Annotated in this window: 17 protein-coding genes; 5 read left to right on the top strand and 12 right to left on the bottom strand. The window is 37.9% G+C overall.

All coding sequences use genetic code 11. The annotated features are described in order from the left end of the window. Positions 1–28: 28 nt before the first annotated feature. Together NSQ77_RS07110 and NSQ77_RS07115 are read left to right on the top strand one after the other, a co-directional pair. Positions 29–1,600: a bifunctional UDP-sugar hydrolase/5'-nucleotidase gene (locus tag NSQ77_RS07110; protein ID WP_339229874.1), complete on the top strand. Its 1,572-nt coding sequence runs from the start codon at positions 29–31 to the stop codon at positions 1,598–1,600. A 26-nt stretch (positions 1,601–1,626) separates the two neighbouring features. Beyond that, positions 1,627–1,893, top strand: a complete 267-nt coding sequence (locus NSQ77_RS07115) for a hypothetical protein (protein WP_339229875.1) — start codon at positions 1,627–1,629, stop codon at positions 1,891–1,893. Here NSQ77_RS07115 and NSQ77_RS07120 read toward each other — a convergent pair. From NSQ77_RS07120 to NSQ77_RS07140, 5 genes are all read right to left on the bottom strand, one after another. After that, positions 1,848–2,555 carry a PepSY domain-containing protein gene (locus NSQ77_RS07120; RefSeq protein ID WP_339229877.1) on the bottom strand — a complete coding sequence of 236 codons (708 nt, stop codon included), beginning with the start codon at positions 2,553–2,555 and terminating at the stop codon, positions 1,848–1,850. The genes NSQ77_RS07115 and NSQ77_RS07120 overlap by 46 nt on opposite strands. 32 nt (positions 2,556–2,587) lie before the next feature. After that, on the bottom strand, positions 2,588–3,130 hold the full coding sequence (locus NSQ77_RS07125) for a PepSY domain-containing protein (RefSeq protein ID WP_339229879.1): 543 nt from the start codon (positions 3,128–3,130) through the stop codon (positions 2,588–2,590). Positions 3,131–3,287: 157 nt separating this feature from the next. Continuing rightward, a complete protein-coding gene (locus NSQ77_RS07130) occupies positions 3,288–3,893 on the bottom strand; it encodes a PepSY domain-containing protein (RefSeq protein ID WP_339229881.1) in 606 nt (201 codons plus the stop codon). Between the two features lie 66 nt (positions 3,894–3,959). After that, on the bottom strand, positions 3,960–5,312 hold the full coding sequence (locus tag NSQ77_RS07135) for a HAMP domain-containing histidine kinase (RefSeq protein WP_339229883.1): 1,353 nt from the start codon (positions 5,310–5,312) through the stop codon (positions 3,960–3,962). Then, positions 5,309–6,001 carry a response regulator transcription factor gene (locus NSQ77_RS07140; protein ID WP_339229884.1) on the bottom strand — a complete coding sequence of 231 codons (693 nt, stop codon included), beginning with the start codon at positions 5,999–6,001 and terminating at the stop codon, positions 5,309–5,311. The genes NSQ77_RS07135 and NSQ77_RS07140 overlap by 4 nt, the downstream gene beginning before the upstream one ends. Before the next feature lie 143 nt (positions 6,002–6,144). Between NSQ77_RS07140 and NSQ77_RS07145 the strand changes: the two genes are divergently transcribed. Further along, the gene (locus tag NSQ77_RS07145; RefSeq protein ID WP_339229886.1) at positions 6,145–6,762 is read left to right on the top strand and encodes a VOC family protein; all 618 of its coding nucleotides are present in this window, start codon (positions 6,145–6,147) and stop codon (positions 6,760–6,762) included. A gap of 62 nt (positions 6,763–6,824) precedes the next feature. On the opposite strand, the gene NSQ77_RS07150 is transcribed toward NSQ77_RS07145, so the two are convergent. The 3 genes from NSQ77_RS07150 to NSQ77_RS07160 form a co-directional block, all read right to left on the bottom strand. Continuing rightward, positions 6,825–7,145 carry a thioredoxin family protein gene (locus NSQ77_RS07150; RefSeq protein WP_339229888.1) on the bottom strand — a complete coding sequence of 107 codons (321 nt, stop codon included), beginning with the start codon at positions 7,143–7,145 and terminating at the stop codon, positions 6,825–6,827. A gap of 61 nt (positions 7,146–7,206) precedes the next feature. Then, positions 7,207–8,019, bottom strand: a complete 813-nt coding sequence (locus tag NSQ77_RS07155) for a DUF368 domain-containing protein (RefSeq protein WP_339229890.1) — start codon at positions 8,017–8,019, stop codon at positions 7,207–7,209. A gap of 163 nt (positions 8,020–8,182) precedes the next feature. Next, positions 8,183–9,343, bottom strand: coding sequence for a CapA family protein (locus NSQ77_RS07160; protein ID WP_339229892.1), 1,161 nt, complete (start codon positions 9,341–9,343; stop codon positions 8,183–8,185). 314 nt (positions 9,344–9,657) lie between these two features. Between NSQ77_RS07160 and NSQ77_RS07165 the strand changes: the two genes are divergently transcribed. Beyond that, positions 9,658–9,840: a hypothetical protein gene (locus NSQ77_RS07165; protein WP_339229893.1), complete on the top strand. Its 183-nt coding sequence runs from the start codon at positions 9,658–9,660 to the stop codon at positions 9,838–9,840. 119 nt (positions 9,841–9,959) lie between these two features. Then, entirely contained in the window at positions 9,960–10,820 is an 861-nt protein-coding gene (locus NSQ77_RS07170; protein WP_339229895.1) for an arginine deiminase family protein, read from the top strand. 121 nt (positions 10,821–10,941) lie between these two features. Here NSQ77_RS07170 and treR read toward each other — a convergent pair whose 3' ends face one another. The 4 genes from treR to typA form a co-directional block, all read right to left on the bottom strand. Then, the gene (treR, locus tag NSQ77_RS07175) at positions 10,942–11,658 is read right to left on the bottom strand and encodes a trehalose operon repressor (protein ID WP_339229896.1); all 717 of its coding nucleotides are present in this window, start codon (positions 11,656–11,658) and stop codon (positions 10,942–10,944) included. Between the two features lie 112 nt (positions 11,659–11,770). Continuing rightward, positions 11,771–13,441, bottom strand: coding sequence for an alpha,alpha-phosphotrehalase (gene treC, locus NSQ77_RS07180; RefSeq protein ID WP_339229898.1), 1,671 nt, complete (start codon positions 13,439–13,441; stop codon positions 11,771–11,773). Positions 13,442–13,465: 24 nt separating this feature from the next. Further along, the gene (treP, locus tag NSQ77_RS07185; protein ID WP_339229900.1) at positions 13,466–15,406 is read right to left on the bottom strand and encodes a PTS system trehalose-specific EIIBC component; all 1,941 of its coding nucleotides are present in this window, start codon (positions 15,404–15,406) and stop codon (positions 13,466–13,468) included. Between the two features lie 786 nt (positions 15,407–16,192). After that, positions 16,193–18,019: a translational GTPase TypA gene (gene typA / locus NSQ77_RS07190; RefSeq protein ID WP_339229901.1), complete on the bottom strand. Its 1,827-nt coding sequence runs from the start codon at positions 18,017–18,019 to the stop codon at positions 16,193–16,195. Between the last annotated feature and the right edge of the window lie 38 nt (positions 18,020–18,057).

The following is an 18,057-nucleotide window of genomic DNA, read 5'->3' on the forward strand; positions in this document are numbered from 1 at the left end:
ATCTTTACTGTAGGAAGGATGTTTTATTTTGCATACGCAATCATCAATCACGTTGCTCTACACAAGTGATATTCACGGAAACGCAATGCCAATTTTATACGGAACAAACGAGGAAGCTCCAATTGGTCTAGCTAAATATGCTGCCATTGTGAAACAAATTCGCCAGCAAGAAGAAAACTTAATCGTAATTGATAATGGTGATCTTATTCAGGGCACACCTTTAATGACCCATCATGTAAAAGAACATCACCATAAGGAAAATCCGATGATTGGAATTATGAATCGAATTGGTATTGATGCTTCTGTGATTGGTAACCATGAATTTAATTTTGGTGAGAAAATACTGACAGACGCAGTCAATCAATCTAGTTTTCCATGGCTTTCCGCAAACATTTTAAATAAAAGTACAGGAGAAACACAGTTTGGTCCACCATACATTATAAAAAACATGAAAGATGGCATTAAAGTTGCAATTGTTGGTGTAACAACACATTATATCCCAAACTGGGAAGCTCCTGCACATATTCGCGGGCTTCAATTTGAGGATGCATTTACCACATTACAAAGCTGGGTTAAAAAGATTCGAGAAATTGAAAAACCAGATGTACTCATCGCTTCTTACCATGGAGGATTTGAACGAGATCTTGAAACGGGTGAGCCAACAGAGCCTTTCACAGGTGAAAATCAAGCTTACCAAATGTGCGAGCAAATTAAAGGGATTGATGTTCTCTTAACTGGGCATCAGCATCGCCAGCTTCATGATACGCTTCATGATGTACTTATTCTCCAGCCAGGAAAAAATGGACAAGCCTATGGGAAAGTTCACCTCGCCCTAGAAAAAAAGAATGGAGAATGGGATATTACTGAAAAGCGAGGTGCACTTCATACATTTGAAAATACAGAATCAGACAAAGAAATAATCGATTATATGCTGGATATGGAATCATCAACACAGCAGTGGCTCGATCAGCCGATTGGATTTATTGAAGGGGATATGACAATCAAGTCTCCATTTGAAGCGCGTGTTAAAAAGCATCCATTTATCCAATTTATCCAGAATGTACAAATCGTAGAAAGTGGTGTTGATATTTCGGTTACGTCACTTCTTAATAATGCATCTACCGGGTTTGGCTCTGTTGTTACAATGCGAGATATCGTATCAAACTATATGTATCCGAATACACTTGCCGTTCTTGAATTAACTGGAGAAGCGATTAAAGCCGCATTGGAAAAAAGCGCAGAATACTTCACCGTAGTTAACAATAAGCTAGTCGTTAATCCAAGCTATATTGCTCCGAAGCCACAGCATTACAACTATGATATGTGGGAGGGCATAGAATACACTATCCACGCCTCTAATCCAGTCGGGTCACGTGTAACTGCTATTACTTATCACGGTGAACCACTGGATTACCATAGAACGTATCAAGTTGTATTAAATAATTACCGTGCTTCTGGTGGTGGTAATTACGACATGCTTAAAAATAAACCCATCATTCAAGAAATCCAAAAGGATACCGTCGAGTTGATCCGAGCGTATTTTGAAAAGCATAAAACCGTTAAAGCAAACGTGAAGGATAACTTTCGTGTGCTTGTATAACTAACTACTCTCTTAAGGAAAATGGAGTGTATAGGGGTAGTGCTTATCATTCACCGTTTGGTGCTATTTCGGTTGGGGATGGTGCTGTTTTTCGCAGTGATAGTGCTATTTCGGAAGGGGATGGTGTTATTTTTCATCGATTTGGTGCTATTTCACGCGGGGATGATGCTATTTCGGCATGGAATGGTGTTATTTTTAGCTTGTACAATCCAATGCAAAGCACCTGTGCTAAGACAGGCGTTTTGCATCAATCATCAATTTCCAAGTCCATGAATAGAATTTCTCCTGTATAGGCATCGATCTCTATCTCTGCTTCATTTTCCCCATCTTCTATTTCAATCTCATAGATAAGACGATCATCATCATCGTCCAGTTCAATTCCTTCTATCGTTCCTGAAAACTCAGCTAAGGCAATACTCCGTGCTTTATCCATTCCAATTACTGCTTTTTTTCCCTGCTGTTGCTTTGATTCAGGCTCAGATTCATTAGTTGCATCAGTTGACTTTACAACTGCTTTTTCGGAATCTGGTTTTGAATCTTCGCCCGTGTCGCTGTTCTGTTGATTTACCGATTGTTTTTCTTTTTCTTTTATAGTAATTTCATTTTTATCTTGCTTTTTCTGCTTATTTGCGGTTGATTTAACATCCCTATCAGCCTCTTGCTTATTTGCCTCCGACTTTTCAGTTAAATCCAATACCTCTCCCGTATTACCATCAATTAACAGATCATATTTCTGACTATCTATTTCTAGCTTTACTTCATAAACTGGACTTTTTGATTCGTCATCCAAGCCTACTTCTGTAATTTTTCCTGGGTATTGACCTTCCACCTGTGTCATAACATCTTTTCTGGTAAGGTTAGGCTCAGCTTTTACAATAAGTGAATGCGAAATGCCAAGCCCCAGGATTGTAACCGTGATAATCGCACTTAGCAGAATAGTAAGCTTTTTCCTCATTGCACTCTCCCCCCTTTTTTAGACCTGCTTTATCAATCATCCTCTGTATCAATTTCCATTTCTAAAATCTCTCCGGTTAATGCATCAATTTCAAATTCAGCCTCTTTGTCGCCATTTCTTATTTCCATTTCATATACGAAACGTCCGTCATCCTCATCTAGCTCAAACTCTTTGATTGTTCCATCGAATTCTTTCAATGCAATTTCTCTTGCTTGTTGATCTCCAATTAAATTCTCAACGGATTTATCCTGTACTGCTGTACTTTCACTTTCATTCTTTTTGTTAACATTTGTCTCTTTTTGCTTCTCGTTTAAAACTTCACCTGTATCGCCGTCTAATTTCAATTCATATTCTACACCATCACTTTGAATCTCAACTTCATATACAGCTTTATTACCTTTCTTATCAACTTCCAACTCTGTTACCGTTCCTGGATATTGATTTTGAATCAAATCACTGATTTCTTCTGAAGATAGCGTTGGGTTTGCTTGTGCTGCATCTGAATGGTAAACACCCATCCCGATAACTGCTGCCGCTGTAACAGTACCAATTGCAATACCTAATTTCTTTTTCATTTGTAATTCCTCCTTGTTTTCTTGTTACCTTTATCTTAAACAGGTGGAATGAAAGTGGGCTGTGAATAAGATTAGAATTTGATGAGAAAAAATAAAGTTTTTATCAGAGGATGTTCCTACTAAAAAAGACTGGCAGCTTTCAATTGCTGCCAGTCGTCTAATCATCAATATCAATGTCTAAGACTAAAATTTCCCCTGTGTAGGCATCGATTTCAACCGTTGCCTCATCGTCACCGTTCTCGATTTCTATTTCATAAATTTTTCTTCCATCATCCTCATCTAACTCTAGATCTACGACGGTTCCAGCAAATTCTTTAAGCGCAATTTCTTTAGCTGCATCTTGAGTTAGCATTGCATTGGATGCATCGTTTTCCTTATTCTCTTCCGTTTGTTCAGGTTCATCCGTGTTAGGTTCTTTATTTGAATCGTTCTCTTCTGCTTGATTATTATTGGATTGTTCGCTGTTTTCAGTTGCTGCTTCACCTCGTATTTCTAAGTCAATCACTTCACCAGTATCCCCATCTAGTGTAACAGTATAGTTGCTGTCTTTATTTTCAATTCCCACTTTATAAATTGCACCGGCTTCATTCTTTTCTAGATCAGTTGTTGTTATTGTTCCTGGATATTGCTCTTGAACAAGTTTTTCAACTTGTTCCTTCGACAATTCCGGCTCGGAGGATGATGCCCCAGATTGATAAATTCCAAATCCTAAAGCAAGTACTCCAACTAGACATGCTCCAGCAATAATTAGCTTTTTCTTCACAAATTCACTTCTCCTTCTCGTTACATTATCAATTTCAATATTATGGAGTGATGAGATTTAACTAAGCTACTCCATATACGGCAAAGAGAGCGTAAAGGTCGAACCTTCTCCAATTTTACTGGATACAGAAATTTCTCCATGATGTTCTTCTGTAATTACCTTCGCAATCGCTAAACCGAGACCAGTGCCACCCGTTTCCCTGCTCCTTGCCTTATCGACCCGGTAGAACCGGTCAAATATCCGCTTTTGCTCATCCTCATCTATCCCTTGACCATAATCCTTTACTTGGATAATCACATCATCATTTAATTTTGAAGCACTGACATTTATTTTATCGTTACTGTATTTTATTGCATTTTCGATGAGTATATAAATAACCTGTTCCAGCTGATCCCGGTTACCATAAACCATTAAGTCGGCTGCATTTTGCTGAAAATTAATTTTACGTGTATAAGCCTTCTCGAATGTTGCTACCGTTTCCTCGGTAAGCTCTCCTAGATCAACACGGTTCATTTCTTGTGCTTGGCGATTTTTAGCAAGCGATAAAAGCTGTTCCACAAGCTTTTTCATTCGATCTGCTTCAGAATCAATTGCTTCAATTGACTCCTGCAGCAGCTCTGGATTTTCTCTGCCACGCCGTTCTAACAGCTGTGCATAGCTTTTAACAATCTGAATTGGTGTCTTCAATTCATGTGAGGCATTCGAAACAAAGATTTCCTGTTTCTCAAAGTTATCTCTTAAATAATCAATCATCTCATTGAACGTCTTTTCCATCTCGTATAGTTCATCCTTGGAACGGTTGTCTAAATTGATTTTTTGCCACTTGGCATGCTTCGTATTATCTTTCATGGTTTGGATTAATTTCTGAATCGGATTTAATAAAAATCGCCCTAATAGTGTGCCTGCTATGATAGAAGGTATCAGCATAATCGCACCTGCTACGATGAGTACATAGAATAGCGTCTTCATCGTTTCTTCCAAATAATTGAGGTGGTTGGATAGCTGTACGGTCACAATCTCTCCGTTATTCCATATAACTGGTCTTGTAATAATAGCGATATCTGGACCATTAATTTGGGAGTCAATTGTTTTCTCTTCTGCTGTCACATACTTCCACGGCAAAGTTTCATATGATCTGTCTTTGTGTTGTAAAATAATCTGTTTCTCATTCTCATCGATTACTCTAATCATCCCATTTGTGGGAAGGTAAGCTTTGATCATATCCTTCGCTTCCTCATTGGATATATCCGGATTATCCGCTAATGCTTCGGTAAGTGCATCCATTTGAACGACTATTTGCTCAAGCTCGCTATCTGCTGCTATTTTATAAAACAAAAAGTAAATCGATGTATTTACCAGTAAGACAAGAACAAGTATAAACAAGCTTGAGAAAAGCTGTATTTTTGTCCGTAATTTCATGTTTCATTATCCTTTATCGTATATCCGACACCTCTAACAGTGAGAATATACGCTTCATCATAGCCTTTATCAATCTTTTGTCTTAAATAACGTATATATACATCTACTACATTCGTATCGCCAAAATAGTCAAATCCCCATACTTGCTCAATCAACTGTTCTCTCGTTAATACGATATTTTTATTTTTCAGCAAGCAGACAAGCAAATCGAATTCACGAGGTGTTAGTTCAATTAATTTACCCGCTCGTTTAACTTCATGACCATTCAAGTTTACAGCTAGATCTCCAACCGATAACAGCTCACCAGTAGCGTCTTTTTGAACTGGCTTTCTTAAATGCACTCGGATGCGCGCAAGCAATTCCTCAATTTGGAATGGCTTCGTAATATAATCATTAGCACCAAGGTCTAATCCACTCACTTTATCGTGGACCTCATCCCTTGCTGTCAATAAGATAATGGGGGTCGTTTCATCTTTTCTTCTTGCTCTTCGAAGCACCTCTAACCCACTTAATTCTGGAATCATAATATCTAATAATACAAGATCCCATGCTTTTTCTTCCATTAATCGAAGTGCCTCTTTCCCATTTGCAGCAATTTCAGTTTGATAGTTTTCATATTCCAGTTCCAGTTGCAGAACACGGCTAATTTTCTGCTCGTCCTCCACAATCAGTATTTTTGTTTCACTCAAATTTGCCACCAGCTTTCATTTTTGCTTCTTATACTTTTTAAATTTTGTAATTTTATTTGTTATCATTATACTATATGTATCATTGATTTTACGAATAGTCTTCTTTATCGATATCGATAATCTTCTAGAAAGGAGCTTTCACTATGTTAGCATTTGATCATCTCATTATCGCTACAAACACCCCAGAAAATACAGCACAGCAATTCGCAAAAAAATATGGAGTTAAAGTTATCCAGGGAGGAAAGCATCACAATTGGGGAACGCATAATTACCTGGCCTATTTTAAAAATGATTGTTATATCGAATGGCTTGGTATTTTTGATGAAGCCTTAGCGAGAAAATCTGGAAATCTGCTGATTCAGCAACTTGTCGAAGCTTTGGCTGTCCATGTGGAGGCGCCAATTCAATACGCTCTTCGCACCAATCAAATGGATGAATACCTAGCGTATTTTGATGCTGAAGATATAAGCTATACCGGTCCAGTTCCCGGCAGCAGAAAAAAGCCTGATGGTTCTACATTAAAATGGCGCATGCTATTTCCTATCTCGCAAGTTACACCTCTCCCTTTTTTAATCGAATGGGATGCTGGAAAAAATGTGCCTCGTGACAGTGATTTAATCAATGAACAAAAGCTTGATACCGTTATGACTCCCTATGATATTTATGAATTTTCGCTATACGAGAAAAATGGAGTAATAAATTTAGCAAATGCTTCATTACTCATAAAACAAAATGAACGGTTAACATTTACCTTTGCTTAAATTAAATCAATCCATAAAAAACCATACAAAAAATACCCGATCGTAGTGATCGGGTATTTTCATTAGCCTAATTGCTGCTGTAAAAATTCTGATACAGACTCAGGCGACTTTGTATAAGCACTATGCTGATGGGCAAGCTTCTCCCCATTTTGGAAAATCAAAATACTGGGTATCCCCATTACTTGATGCTTCTCCGCTACGCCTTCTACTTCATCGCTGTTCACTTCATACCATTTATAGTTATTAAATTCTTTAATAACGTCTCCAATAAACATGTTCAGCACTTTACAATCAGGACACCAGTCTGCATAAAATTTAACAATTACTGGTTCATCACTTTGAATTACTTCATTAAACTGCTCAACCGTTTGAATAGCTTCCATCATTACTCACTCCTTTTTTCTTTTAACAATGATTATACCCTTCTTTCGTTTCTATTTCACGTTACTTGTACTCGATCCTGCCAAGCATAATAGCAGCGAGAAGACCTGCTATAAAAGTTGCCGCACTAACGAATAGCATTTCCGCACTCTCTGGCCATCCAGGGAAGACAGCAAAGCTTGAGCCTATAACCAATCCAATAATTGCAGCAAACGTACCGGTATAATAATGATTCAGGAAAAATGCTACGACCTTGCTCATCACAATAAATCCTACCGCAATCCCTAATCCAGTAACGATAATAATGTCGAAATAAAGATTACTAATTGCTGAAATGATAGTGGCGTACACGCCAATAAGCAATAGCATAAACGACCCGCTAATACCCGGAATAATCATCGCACTGCTTCCGATAAACCCGGAAAAGAAAAGCAAGATATAAGTAGAGGCTGTAACATTTTCAATTACTGCTCCTTCATTCGGATTTAGAAAAGCCATCATCGCAACAATAATTACCCCAATCCCCAACACCACATAATGATTCGATTTAAATTTCCGCTTAGCTTCCGCTTTATAAAATAAATACGGAAGCACACCAAGAATTAAGCCTAGAAAAAAGAACTGTGTTGGTCCCGGATAATGCTCAAACAGCCATTCAATCAAACTTGCCAGCAAAAAGATGGCAATTACTATTCCCATACCTAGGGGAATTAAAAAACTAAGATGTTTTTTCCATTCCTTGCTGAATAGGCCGCTGATTGCGGCAATCAATCTATCGTATATTCCTAATAATACGGCAATCGTTCCACCACTAATACCAGGAACCAAGTCTGTAGCTCCCATTAACAGACCGCGATATATATTTCTCCACTCCATTAGTTAACGATCTCCTTTATGTACAATCTATAAGAACTGCAATGTTTATCATACCAAAAAACATCTGTAAGATATAGATAAATCTATATCTGAAAAAGACTGGAAAATAGTGTTTTAATATGGGAAAAACCTGAAACACTTTAGTTATATCCAGATTCTTTCACTATGGTTCCATAAACTCCAGCTCTGGCATCCATTGTGACAGATGCGCTTTTATTTCCTTATAGTGTTCATTTGCTCCTTGAAGCTCACCGCTTGTCAGAGTGTACATCGGTTTTACTTCATAATCTGTAAAATCCTCATTAAATGTGACATAGGTTGGCATGAACTTCGGTGAATGAACTTCCAGCTCTTCCTCATCACCTTTAACTGTTTTCTTAATGGAAAGGGTTAATATACCTCCAATTCGCTGATACAAATCTTGCTGATTCGAAAGGAAATTTCCTAATGAATACATTACAAACGTTTCATGACCATCTTTACCTGTTACCCACTCCATCGGCTGCAGTACATGCGGATGATGTCCTATTACAATATCAACACCTTGATCAGCTGCAAACTGAACGAGCTCCTTTTGCTCCTCATTCGGCATTCGCTCATTTTCATTTCCAAAATGGAGGCTTAATATAACAACTTCTGCTTCTTCCTTTGCTAGCTCTACCTCTTTCGCAATACGATCTCTATCAATCAAATTCACTAAATAATCTTTTCCTTCTGGCACAGGAATTCCATTTGTTCCATACGTATAAGAGAGAAACGCAATGGAAATGTCTTCTTCAGTTTCATAGATTCGCAGATTTTCGCGATCCAGCTGATTTTTATATGCACCTGTGTACATCATATCAATCGTTTCCCATTGCTCGATTGCATTTTGGATCGCATCTTCACCACGATCTAGTGTATGGTTATTTGCAAGTGTAACAACATTGACGCCCACGGCTTTCAATGCCTCGCCAACTTCAAAAGGGCTATTAAAAGAAGGGTATGAGGATAATCCAAGCTCTTCCCCACCGATCATTGTCTCTTGGTTTGCTACTGTTATAGTGGAAGCCTCTAATGTATCTTTAACCCTTTCAAACATAGGAAGAAAATCATATCCTCCTTCTTTTTCTGCATCCATATAGACGGGACTATGGATAAGAATATCACCAATCGCTGAGATTGTAATTTCTTGACTATAGCTCGGTAATTCTTTAGAAGCAACTGCTGAACTTCTGACTGCATTATCTTTACTATCCATTACAGCTATTTTATCCGCACATCCAAATAAAATAAAAGCAATCATAAATAATAACGCAGGCAAAATAGCTTTCCGCTTTTTCATATGTAAATCTCCTTTACCTGAGTTTTTCTCTATTCTACCATCGTTATGACAAATTGTGATTAGAATATCCAAAATTCGATAGAATGGGATTTTTTATAACTGTTTTTTCCTTTCCTATACGAAGACAAGTAACTGCGTATGTCACTTTTTATCAATCTTATAGAAAAGATGACGAACATAAGTATAATTTTCTTTTGTACGCAGAAAGTAAGTCGTGTGTATTTCATTTCAGCTTTTGCTATAATATTGGTAATAAGAAGAAATTCCTATATTAACAATCCCAATTCATACATATAATTACTGAGGTGTTGCGTGTGAAACGATATCTTACATCCATTTTCATTGCTTTAAGCGGGATTATTATTCTCATTGGGGTTATGTCTGACATATACTGGGGTGGTATTGCAGCTTGGGGATTAGCTATAATTTGCTTATTAACTGCAGCGTATTATACAAAATATATCCCAAATGAAAAGAAAAGTAAGAAATCCAAATAATGAACAGCTGCATTATTTCAATAAACAATAGCATTTAATAACTGCTACTGAACCAATCCAATTATCTAATGCATACATATACGAGGGAAATGATCGACTAATGATCGGGGGAGAATGAAATGAATATAGACACAACGAACAGGGATGCTGTTAACTGTCATAATGAATATGACCCATTGAAAAAGGTAATTACTGTTTCTCCACGCTATATGCAAATCAATGAAGTGATCAATCAAACTCAAGAATACTATGTAAACGATAATATTGATCAAACAAAAGCAATAAAACAACATGCTAACTTCATCAGTCAATTGGAGAAAGCTGGTGTTGAAGTTATCGAACTAAGCGAATTAGAGCACTTGAATGAGCAAGTGTTCACCCGTGATATTGGTTTTACGATTGGAAATACGTTTTTTGTTTCCTCCATGAAAGAAGCTATTCGCAAAAATGAGCAGGACGTATTATTAGAATGGCTTCAGCAAAATAAAGTTGCTTACTATCCTTTCAAAACTGGATCCATTGAAGGCGGGGATGTTATTATTGATCATTCCAAAGTCTGGGCCGGGATCAGTGACCGTACTTCTAAAGAGGCAGTAGCTGTTTTGCAAAGCCAGCTGCCAAATCATGAAGTAATTCCTATTAAATTACGCAAGGATATTCTTCATTTAGATTGTATTTTCAATATTATTGATGATCAAACTGCATTAATCTATCCACCAGCAATGGACTCAGATGCTTATCTGCTATTAAAGGAAATGTATACACTCATTGAGGTGACAGAAGAAGAACAATTCCACTTAGGTCCTAATGTACTATCTCTTGGGAATAGGCAAATTATTAGTTTGCCTGAAAATAAACGCATGAATCAAAAATTGACTGAAATGGGCTTTCAAATTATCGAAACACCTTTTTCCGAAATCATTAAATCGGGCGGGTCCTTCCGCTGCTGTACTTTGCCACTAATTCGCACATCTTTATAAAACAAAATACCAGCCTTTTAATAAAGGCTGGTATTTTTTAATTACACCAATAAACGAAGCAGCTTTTTTCAGATAAACGCACTACCACGTATTATCGAACAAATCTAATATAAACTGCTGCTTAATTCTTCACTCTTCTTGCAAAGTCAACAAAGCGAAATTTGTCAGGCCGATGCCTGGACTCTGTGTATTGAAATAAATTAGCATCCTGTAAATAAATACGACTTCTGATAACGACAATATTTGAGAACCCTTCTAAGTCCAGTAATTTTCGATCCTCTTCTGTCGGCTCCTCCACAACAATTTCTTTCTGCGCAAAACCGATCTCCAGTCCAAGATTATTCTCGATGTGATGGTAGATTGACTTCTCACATATCTCCAGGGAAAGCAGTGGAACATAGCGTTCCGTAAAATAATCTTTATCTAAAATAATTTTCTCCCCAGAAATCACTCTTACTCGCACAACATTCCACGTGTGCTCAGCAGGAGTCAACGCCAGCATTTTAGCTATTTCATGATCTGCTTCCAGGTATCCTAATTGATGTACGACAGTATTACTTTTCAGCTGTAGCTTTTCTGCTAGTTCTGTATAGCTTTCGATACCAGAAACAGGGAAAGAAAACTTATGAATATCAATTACAACCGATCCCTTTCCCCGGACCTTCTGAATGTAACCATTTTGCGATAAAAGGTTCAGCGCCTTACGGATAGTTTCTCGTGATGTGTCATATTGAATCGATAATTCATTTTCAGAAGGCAGCAGCGTCGATACAGGCCATGTATTCGCTTGTATTTTGTTTACTAAATCATCGTAGATTGTCAGATACTTCTTTTGCATGTCCTAAACCAACCTCATCACGTTGCATAATAAAGAAAATATATTCCAGCGGGAGTTCCATTATCCCGCTGAATCTTAGCGCTATTCTTCTCTCACAGCCAAAATATTTCTATTACATATCTGTTAATACATGATAAACAATCGATTCATAAGGTCTTAAACTTAATTGTTCCAGCGATTGTGGTGAATCAGCGTAATTGGATAACAAAATTTCTGGATTTGCTATTTTCTTGTCCAGCTGTAAATCGACTGTTGCATGATCTTCAGAAAAATTACTTATAACGATCAGCTTTTCGCCATTCCAGTTTCTTGTATATGCAAATATTTTGGGATCATCTTCAAATAGCAGTTGATAGTCCCCATACGTAATAATATCATATTTCTTCCGCAATTGAATCAACTGCTGATGGTGATAAAAGATAGAATCTTTATCTTCTAAAGCTTGACTAACATTGATTTCAAGATAATTAGCTGCAACATTGATCCATGGTGTTCCAGATGTAAAGCCTGCATGCTTTTCATTAGACCATTGCATTGGTGTGCGCCCATTGTCACGTGATTTTTGCTGTAAAACCGCTATTGTTCCCTCTTCTGATTTACCACTGTCTCGTAATGTTTTGTAAGCATTTAATGACTCTACATCACGGTATTGATCAATGGAAGTGAAATTAGGATTTGTCATCCCGATCTCCTCACCTTGATAAATATATGGTGTACCTTTCATCATATGAAGTGTGGTGGCAAGCATTTTTGCTGATTCACGGTGCAGCTTTGTATCATTACCAAATCGCGATACAGCACGCGGCTGATCATGGTTACACCAGAATAAAGCATTCCATCCGTTTTCTTCGTGCATCCCAACCTGCCAATCAGAAAGGATTTTCTTCAGCTTTAAGAAATCAAATGGAGCCTTTGTCCACTTTTCTCCATTTCGATAATCCACTTTCAAATGATGAAATTGAAATGTCATCGAAAGCTCTTGTCGCTCAGGCTGAGTATAAAGTACACATGCTTCAAGTGATGTTGAAGACATTTCACCGACCGTCAGCATACTGTATTTTGAGAATACTTCCTGATTCATTTCATTTAAATATTCATGGATGCGGGGTCCATCTGTATAAAATCTGCGACCATCCCCAATGTCATCATTAGGAAAGGCTTGATCTTTTGAAATTAAATTAATGACATCAAGTCGGAATCCATCAATCCCTTTTTCCGCCCAAAAGCGCATCATATCAAAAAGCTTTTCACGCAGCTTTTCATTTTCCCAATTCAAATCAGCTTGTGTGCGATCAAATAAATGCAAGTAATACTGTTCTGTTTGCTCATCATATTGCCATGCAGAGCCACCAAATTTGGATTGCCAATTGTTTGGCTCTTCCCCATCAACCGGATCCTTCCAAATATAGAAGTCACGGTATGGATTATCCTTTGATTTCTTTGCTTCTTGGAACCATTCATGCTCAGTTGATGTGTGATTAATAACAAGATCCATTATCAGCTTCATGTCACGCCGGTGTGTTTCTTGCAACAGCTCTTCAAAATCTCCCATGGTTCCATAGCTCGGTTCAATGGAATAATAATCACTAATATCATATCCATTATCATTTTGTGGTGATTTATAAACCGGTGTTAACCAAATAACATCGACACCCAGCTTTTTCAGGTAGTCTAATTTCGAGATAATACCTTGAATATCTCCTGTTCCATTTCCTGTTGTATCGTGAAAACTTTTTGGATAGATTTGATAAACGACTGACTTCTTCCACCATGTTTCACTCATATTTTCACTCCTAATCTAGTTGAATTAATGTGTATTTAATTTGCGTTTTGCAATAACGTACGTAATGACAAAAGGTAAAATAATTACAATTGCCATTCCGATGCCAAATGAGATCCATCCTGATGGAACTATGGAAAGAATCCCTGGTACTCCACCGACACCAATGGAGGTTGCAAGCACATCTTGCATTGTAATAAAGGCACCAGCAATAGCTGATCCTATAATTGCTGCATAGAAAGGATACTTATATTGCAAATTAACCCCAAACATGGCTGGCTCTGTAATACCTAACCAAGCCGAAATTCCAGACGTACCTGCAAGTCCTTTTAATCTCTCCTCTTTCGCAACTGCCATTATCGCAAATGCTGCAGCACCTTGCGCGATATTTGATAGTGCAAGAATCGGCCATAAGAAGGTAGTTTCTGTACTGCCAATCAGCTGTAAATCTACTGCTAAGAAGGTATGATGCATTCCTGTGATAACCAATGGCCCATAAATTGCTCCATATACGAGTCCTCCAATAATTGGCGCTGCTTCAAAGATAGCGATCAAGCCGTCTGTAATCCAGCTGCCTACTGTAAACGTAACTGGTCCTATAATAATGAAGGTTAAAAAGCCTGTAACGAGCAATGCAACTGGAGCTACGATTAATAATTGCAATGAATCAATAACACGTTTTCTCATAAATATTTCTATCCTTGCTAATACCCATGATGCAAATAATACTGGTAATACTTGACCCTGATAACCAATCGCCTCAATTTCCAGTCCAAATAAATTCCATGTTGGTACTGTACCAGCATCAAGTGCTTCCCCATAAGCCCAAGCGTTTAATAAGTCTGGATGAACCATAATTAAACCAAGTACAACACCTAACAGTTCACTTCCGCCAAATCGCTTCACTGCAGACCAGCCAATCAAGGCAGGCAAGAAGGTAAATGCGGTATTGGCGATAATATTAATCATGCTCGCCAGTCCATCCCACTGTGGATACATCTCGATAACGGATGGTGCTCCCCTGCCAAAAATACCAGGATTAGCTAAGATATTATTAATTCCCATTAAGAGTCCTGCTGTAATTATTGCTGGAAGAATCGGAATAAAGATATCTGCTAAAACTTTAATTCCTCGCTGTAATGCATTTTGCTTTTTGCCGCCAGCAGCTTTCACATCTTCTTTCGATGCTTCGTTTATTCCCGTCTCATTGACCATTGCTCGGTATACCTTGTCCACTGTTCCTTGTCCAATAATCACCTGGAACTGACCATTTGCAGAGAAGGTTCCTTTTACAATATCCATCTTTTCAAGCGCAGCTTTATCAACCTGTTTGTCATCCGCCAAAGCAAATCGAAGTCTTGTAACGCAATGTGTGGCAGCTTCAACATTGTCTAATCCACCAACTGCTGAAACAATTGCTTTTGCCTCATCACTATACCGTGTTCCCTTTTTCATAAGAGTTGAACGTTCTTCTTTCATTTCTTTTTTTACACTTACATGCAAAATCGGGCTCTCTCCTGCTATTACATTTGCTTCACCGGTTATTTCCAGGTTCTCCACTTTGTCTTCATTTGTAATAATAATTGGAGTAATCGTACTTGCTGCTTTTCGCTGGATTAATTCCAAATCAAAGGTTACGAGCGGATCTCCTATATTTACTTGATCACCTTCATTCACATGAACCTCAAAGCCCTCTCCATCAAGATTAACGGTTTCTAATCCAATATGAATAAGGACCTCAATACCTGATTTGCTTTTTAATCCAATTGCATGCTTCGTTGGAAACGTAAGTGTTACTTCACCATCAATTGGGGCAACTACTTTTCCATCCATCGGCTCAATTGCAAGTCCGTCACCCATCATTTTTTTTGAAAAGGTTGGATCTGGCACTTCTTCCAACGGTATGCGCATACCAGTAAGCGGTGCATATATTGATTCTATTGTTCGTGTTTTCTCCCCGTTCACCATGATAAACCTCCTATTTGCTTTTTTTATATCACAACTTAACTTGTATATACATGTTATATTAAATAGTGTAACTTGTATATACAAGATTTGCAAGTGCTTACATAGTGGATGATTTTGGATATGGCATATCATGTATACCTTTCCCTATCTAACGCGTAACTAAAACCAAACATTTTTCAAGCTAAAGCGGAAGCATCCGGTTAGCGACGTACGAAATGCGCCTCATACAGGGGGTAGTGGTTAGGCTTGTCGAACATCACTAACAATATAAAAAAACCTTTCATCCGTAAGCCGAACAAAAGGTCATTATAATAATGTATTTGATTTTATAGAATAGTTATAAACAGCGGACAATCATCATGTTTGGCTGGATCGTCTCTACCATTGGTATTATTTAAGATGATGTATCACGCACTATTCCTGTGTATCAGGCAATTATTTTGAGGAACTATGTTTGAAATCAGTAACTGCACTCACGTATTACCTTTTTATTTGAAATAATTAAAAAACAAACTACCTATTATGATGACTAAAACAACTATTATCATAAAACCAGGACTTCCAATAAACGTTCTGTCAAATGTATCTCTATGATCTTTTTTATCCCTATCCATAAAGCCAACTCCCTATCTAATATTTTAGCTACTTTCATTTTAACGAATTAATCGCCGTTATAAAACCATTTAGAAGTGATTATTATGAAATATCGGACAACAATGAAAGAAATGTGTACGGCACAAAAATAAACAGCAATGGTAATTTACTCACCATTGCTGTTTCTGTTTATTATTTACTTTTCTTCGCTGCTTTTTCACGTTCGTTTTTATTTAAAATCTTCTTACGCAAGCGAATTGATTCTGGTGTTACTTCACAATACTCATCTTCATTTAAATACTCCAAAGCTTCTTCTAGCGACATATCACGCGTTTTACGAATCGTTGATGTTTGATCCTTGTTAGCAGAACGCACATTTGTTAAATGTTTTTCTTTCGTAACATTAACCGTTAGATCATTTTCACGGTTATGCTCGCCTACAATCATTCCAGCATAGACTTCTGTACCTGGGTTAACAAAGATGACACCACGGTCTTCTAATCCCATAATTCCGTAAGTCGAAGCTTTTCCGTTTTCCAATGCAACAAGTACACCTTCACGTCTGCCGCCAACTTGCCCTTTGATTACTGGCTCGTATGCATCAAACGTATGGTTTAAAATACCATAACCACGAGTTTGTGACATAAATTCTGTAGAATAGCCAAGCAATCCACGAGATGGAACTTTAAATTCAAGACGAACTTGTCCATTTCCATGGTTTACCATATCAAGCATTTCACCCTTACGTGCACCAAGCGACTCCATAACTGCTCCAGTATATTCCTCTGGTACATCAACTTGCACACGCTCTACAGGCTCTGATTTCACACCATCAATTTCCTTGATGATTACTTGCGGCTTAGAAAGCTGCAGCTCGTAGCCTTCACGGCGCATGTTTTCAATTAGAATTGACAAATGAAGTTCGCCTCGTCCAGATACAATCCATGCATCTGGTGATTCTGTCGGATCAACCCGCAGACTTACATCTGTCTCTAATTGCTTCAGCAACCGCTCTTCGATTTTACGAGAAGTAATATATTTCCCTTCGCGACCAGCAAATGGACTGTTATTAACAAGGAAGGTCATTTGCAATGTCGGTTCATCTATACGCAGACGTGGAAGTTCGTCGGGGTGGTCTGCAGGACAAATTGTATCCCCTACATTCAGATCCTCCATACCAGAAACAGCGACAATATCCCCAGCTTTCGCTTCCTCAATTTCAATCCGCTTTAAACCAATGAAACCAAATAGTTTCGTCACACGGAAGGATTTATTCGTTCCATCCTCTTTCAGTACAACAACCTGCTGGCCCACTTTGATTGTTCCACGAACAATACGCCCAATACCTATTCGTCCAACATAATCATTATAATCAAGCAATGTCACCTGGAACTGTAATGGATCGTCACTATTATCAGCTGGTGCTGGGATATGCTCCATAATGGTAGTGAAAATCGGGTCCATTGTTTCCTGCTGATCATCTGGTTCAAATCCTGAAGTTCCATTTAATGCAGATGCATAAACAACAGGGAATTCAAGCTGGTCATCATCTGCTCCTAGTTCGATGAAGAGGTCAAGCACTTCATCAATAACTTCATTTGGTCTTGCATTTGGTCGATCTATTTTATTTAAAACAACAATTGGTGTTAATTTCTGTTCTAATGCTTTCTTCAATACAAAACGTGTTTGTGGCATTGTACCCTCGTAAGCATCGACGACTAATGCTACACCATCAACCATTTTCATGATACGCTCTACTTCGCCACCGAAATCAGCGTGTCCTGGTGTATCTAAAATGTTTATTGTCGTATTTTCTTGATACTTTACTGCAGTGTTCTTCGCTAAAATAGTTATTCCACGCTCACGCTCAATATCACCTGAGTCCATTGCACGTTCGTCAACTTGTTCATTTTCACGGAAAGTTCCGGAATATTTCAATAGCTGATCTACTAATGTCGTTTTACCATGGTCAACGTGGGCAATAATTGCGATATTACGAATATCTTCTCTTAATTGCATAAAAAGTACGCCCCTCTATTATTCACAGGATGTTCAAC

This window comes from Oceanobacillus sp. FSL K6-2867, from assembly GCF_037963145.1.
In the GTDB taxonomy this organism is placed as follows: Bacteria; Bacillota; Bacilli; order Bacillales; family Amphibacillaceae; genus Oceanobacillus.

What these genes read in the sequence shown, in the direction of transcription:
- NSQ77_RS07120 (WP_339229877.1), bottom strand. Translation starts at nt 2,555, where the DNA reads ATGAGGAAAAAGCTTACTATTCTGCTAAGTGCGATTATCACGGTTACA.
- NSQ77_RS07125 (WP_339229879.1), bottom strand. Translation starts at nt 3,130, where the DNA reads ATGAAAAAGAAATTAGGTATTGCAATTGGTACTGTTACAGCGGCAGCA.
- NSQ77_RS07135 (WP_339229883.1), bottom strand. Translation starts at nt 5,312, where the DNA reads ATGAAATTACGGACAAAAATACAGCTTTTCTCAAGCTTGTTTATACTT.
- NSQ77_RS07145 (WP_339229886.1), top strand. Translation starts at nt 6,145, where the DNA reads ATGTTAGCATTTGATCATCTCATTATCGCTACAAACACCCCAGAAAAT.
- NSQ77_RS07150 (WP_339229888.1), bottom strand. Translation starts at nt 7,145, where the DNA reads ATGGAAGCTATTCAAACGGTTGAGCAGTTTAATGAAGTAATTCAAAGT.
- NSQ77_RS07155 (WP_339229890.1), bottom strand. Translation starts at nt 8,019, where the DNA reads ATGGAGTGGAGAAATATATATCGCGGTCTGTTAATGGGAGCTACAGAC.
- NSQ77_RS07160 (WP_339229892.1), bottom strand. Translation starts at nt 9,343, where the DNA reads ATGAAAAAGCGGAAAGCTATTTTGCCTGCGTTATTATTTATGATTGCT.
- NSQ77_RS07170 (WP_339229895.1), top strand. Translation starts at nt 9,960, where the DNA reads ATGAATATAGACACAACGAACAGGGATGCTGTTAACTGTCATAATGAA.
- treR (WP_339229896.1), bottom strand. Translation starts at nt 11,658, where the DNA reads ATGCAAAAGAAGTATCTGACAATCTACGATGATTTAGTAAACAAAATA.
- treC (WP_339229898.1), bottom strand. Translation starts at nt 13,441, where the DNA reads ATGAGTGAAACATGGTGGAAGAAGTCAGTCGTTTATCAAATCTATCCA.
- treP (WP_339229900.1), bottom strand. Translation starts at nt 15,406, where the DNA reads ATGGTGAACGGGGAGAAAACACGAACAATAGAATCAATATATGCACCG.
- typA (WP_339229901.1), bottom strand. Translation starts at nt 18,019, where the DNA reads ATGCAATTAAGAGAAGATATTCGTAATATCGCAATTATTGCCCACGTT.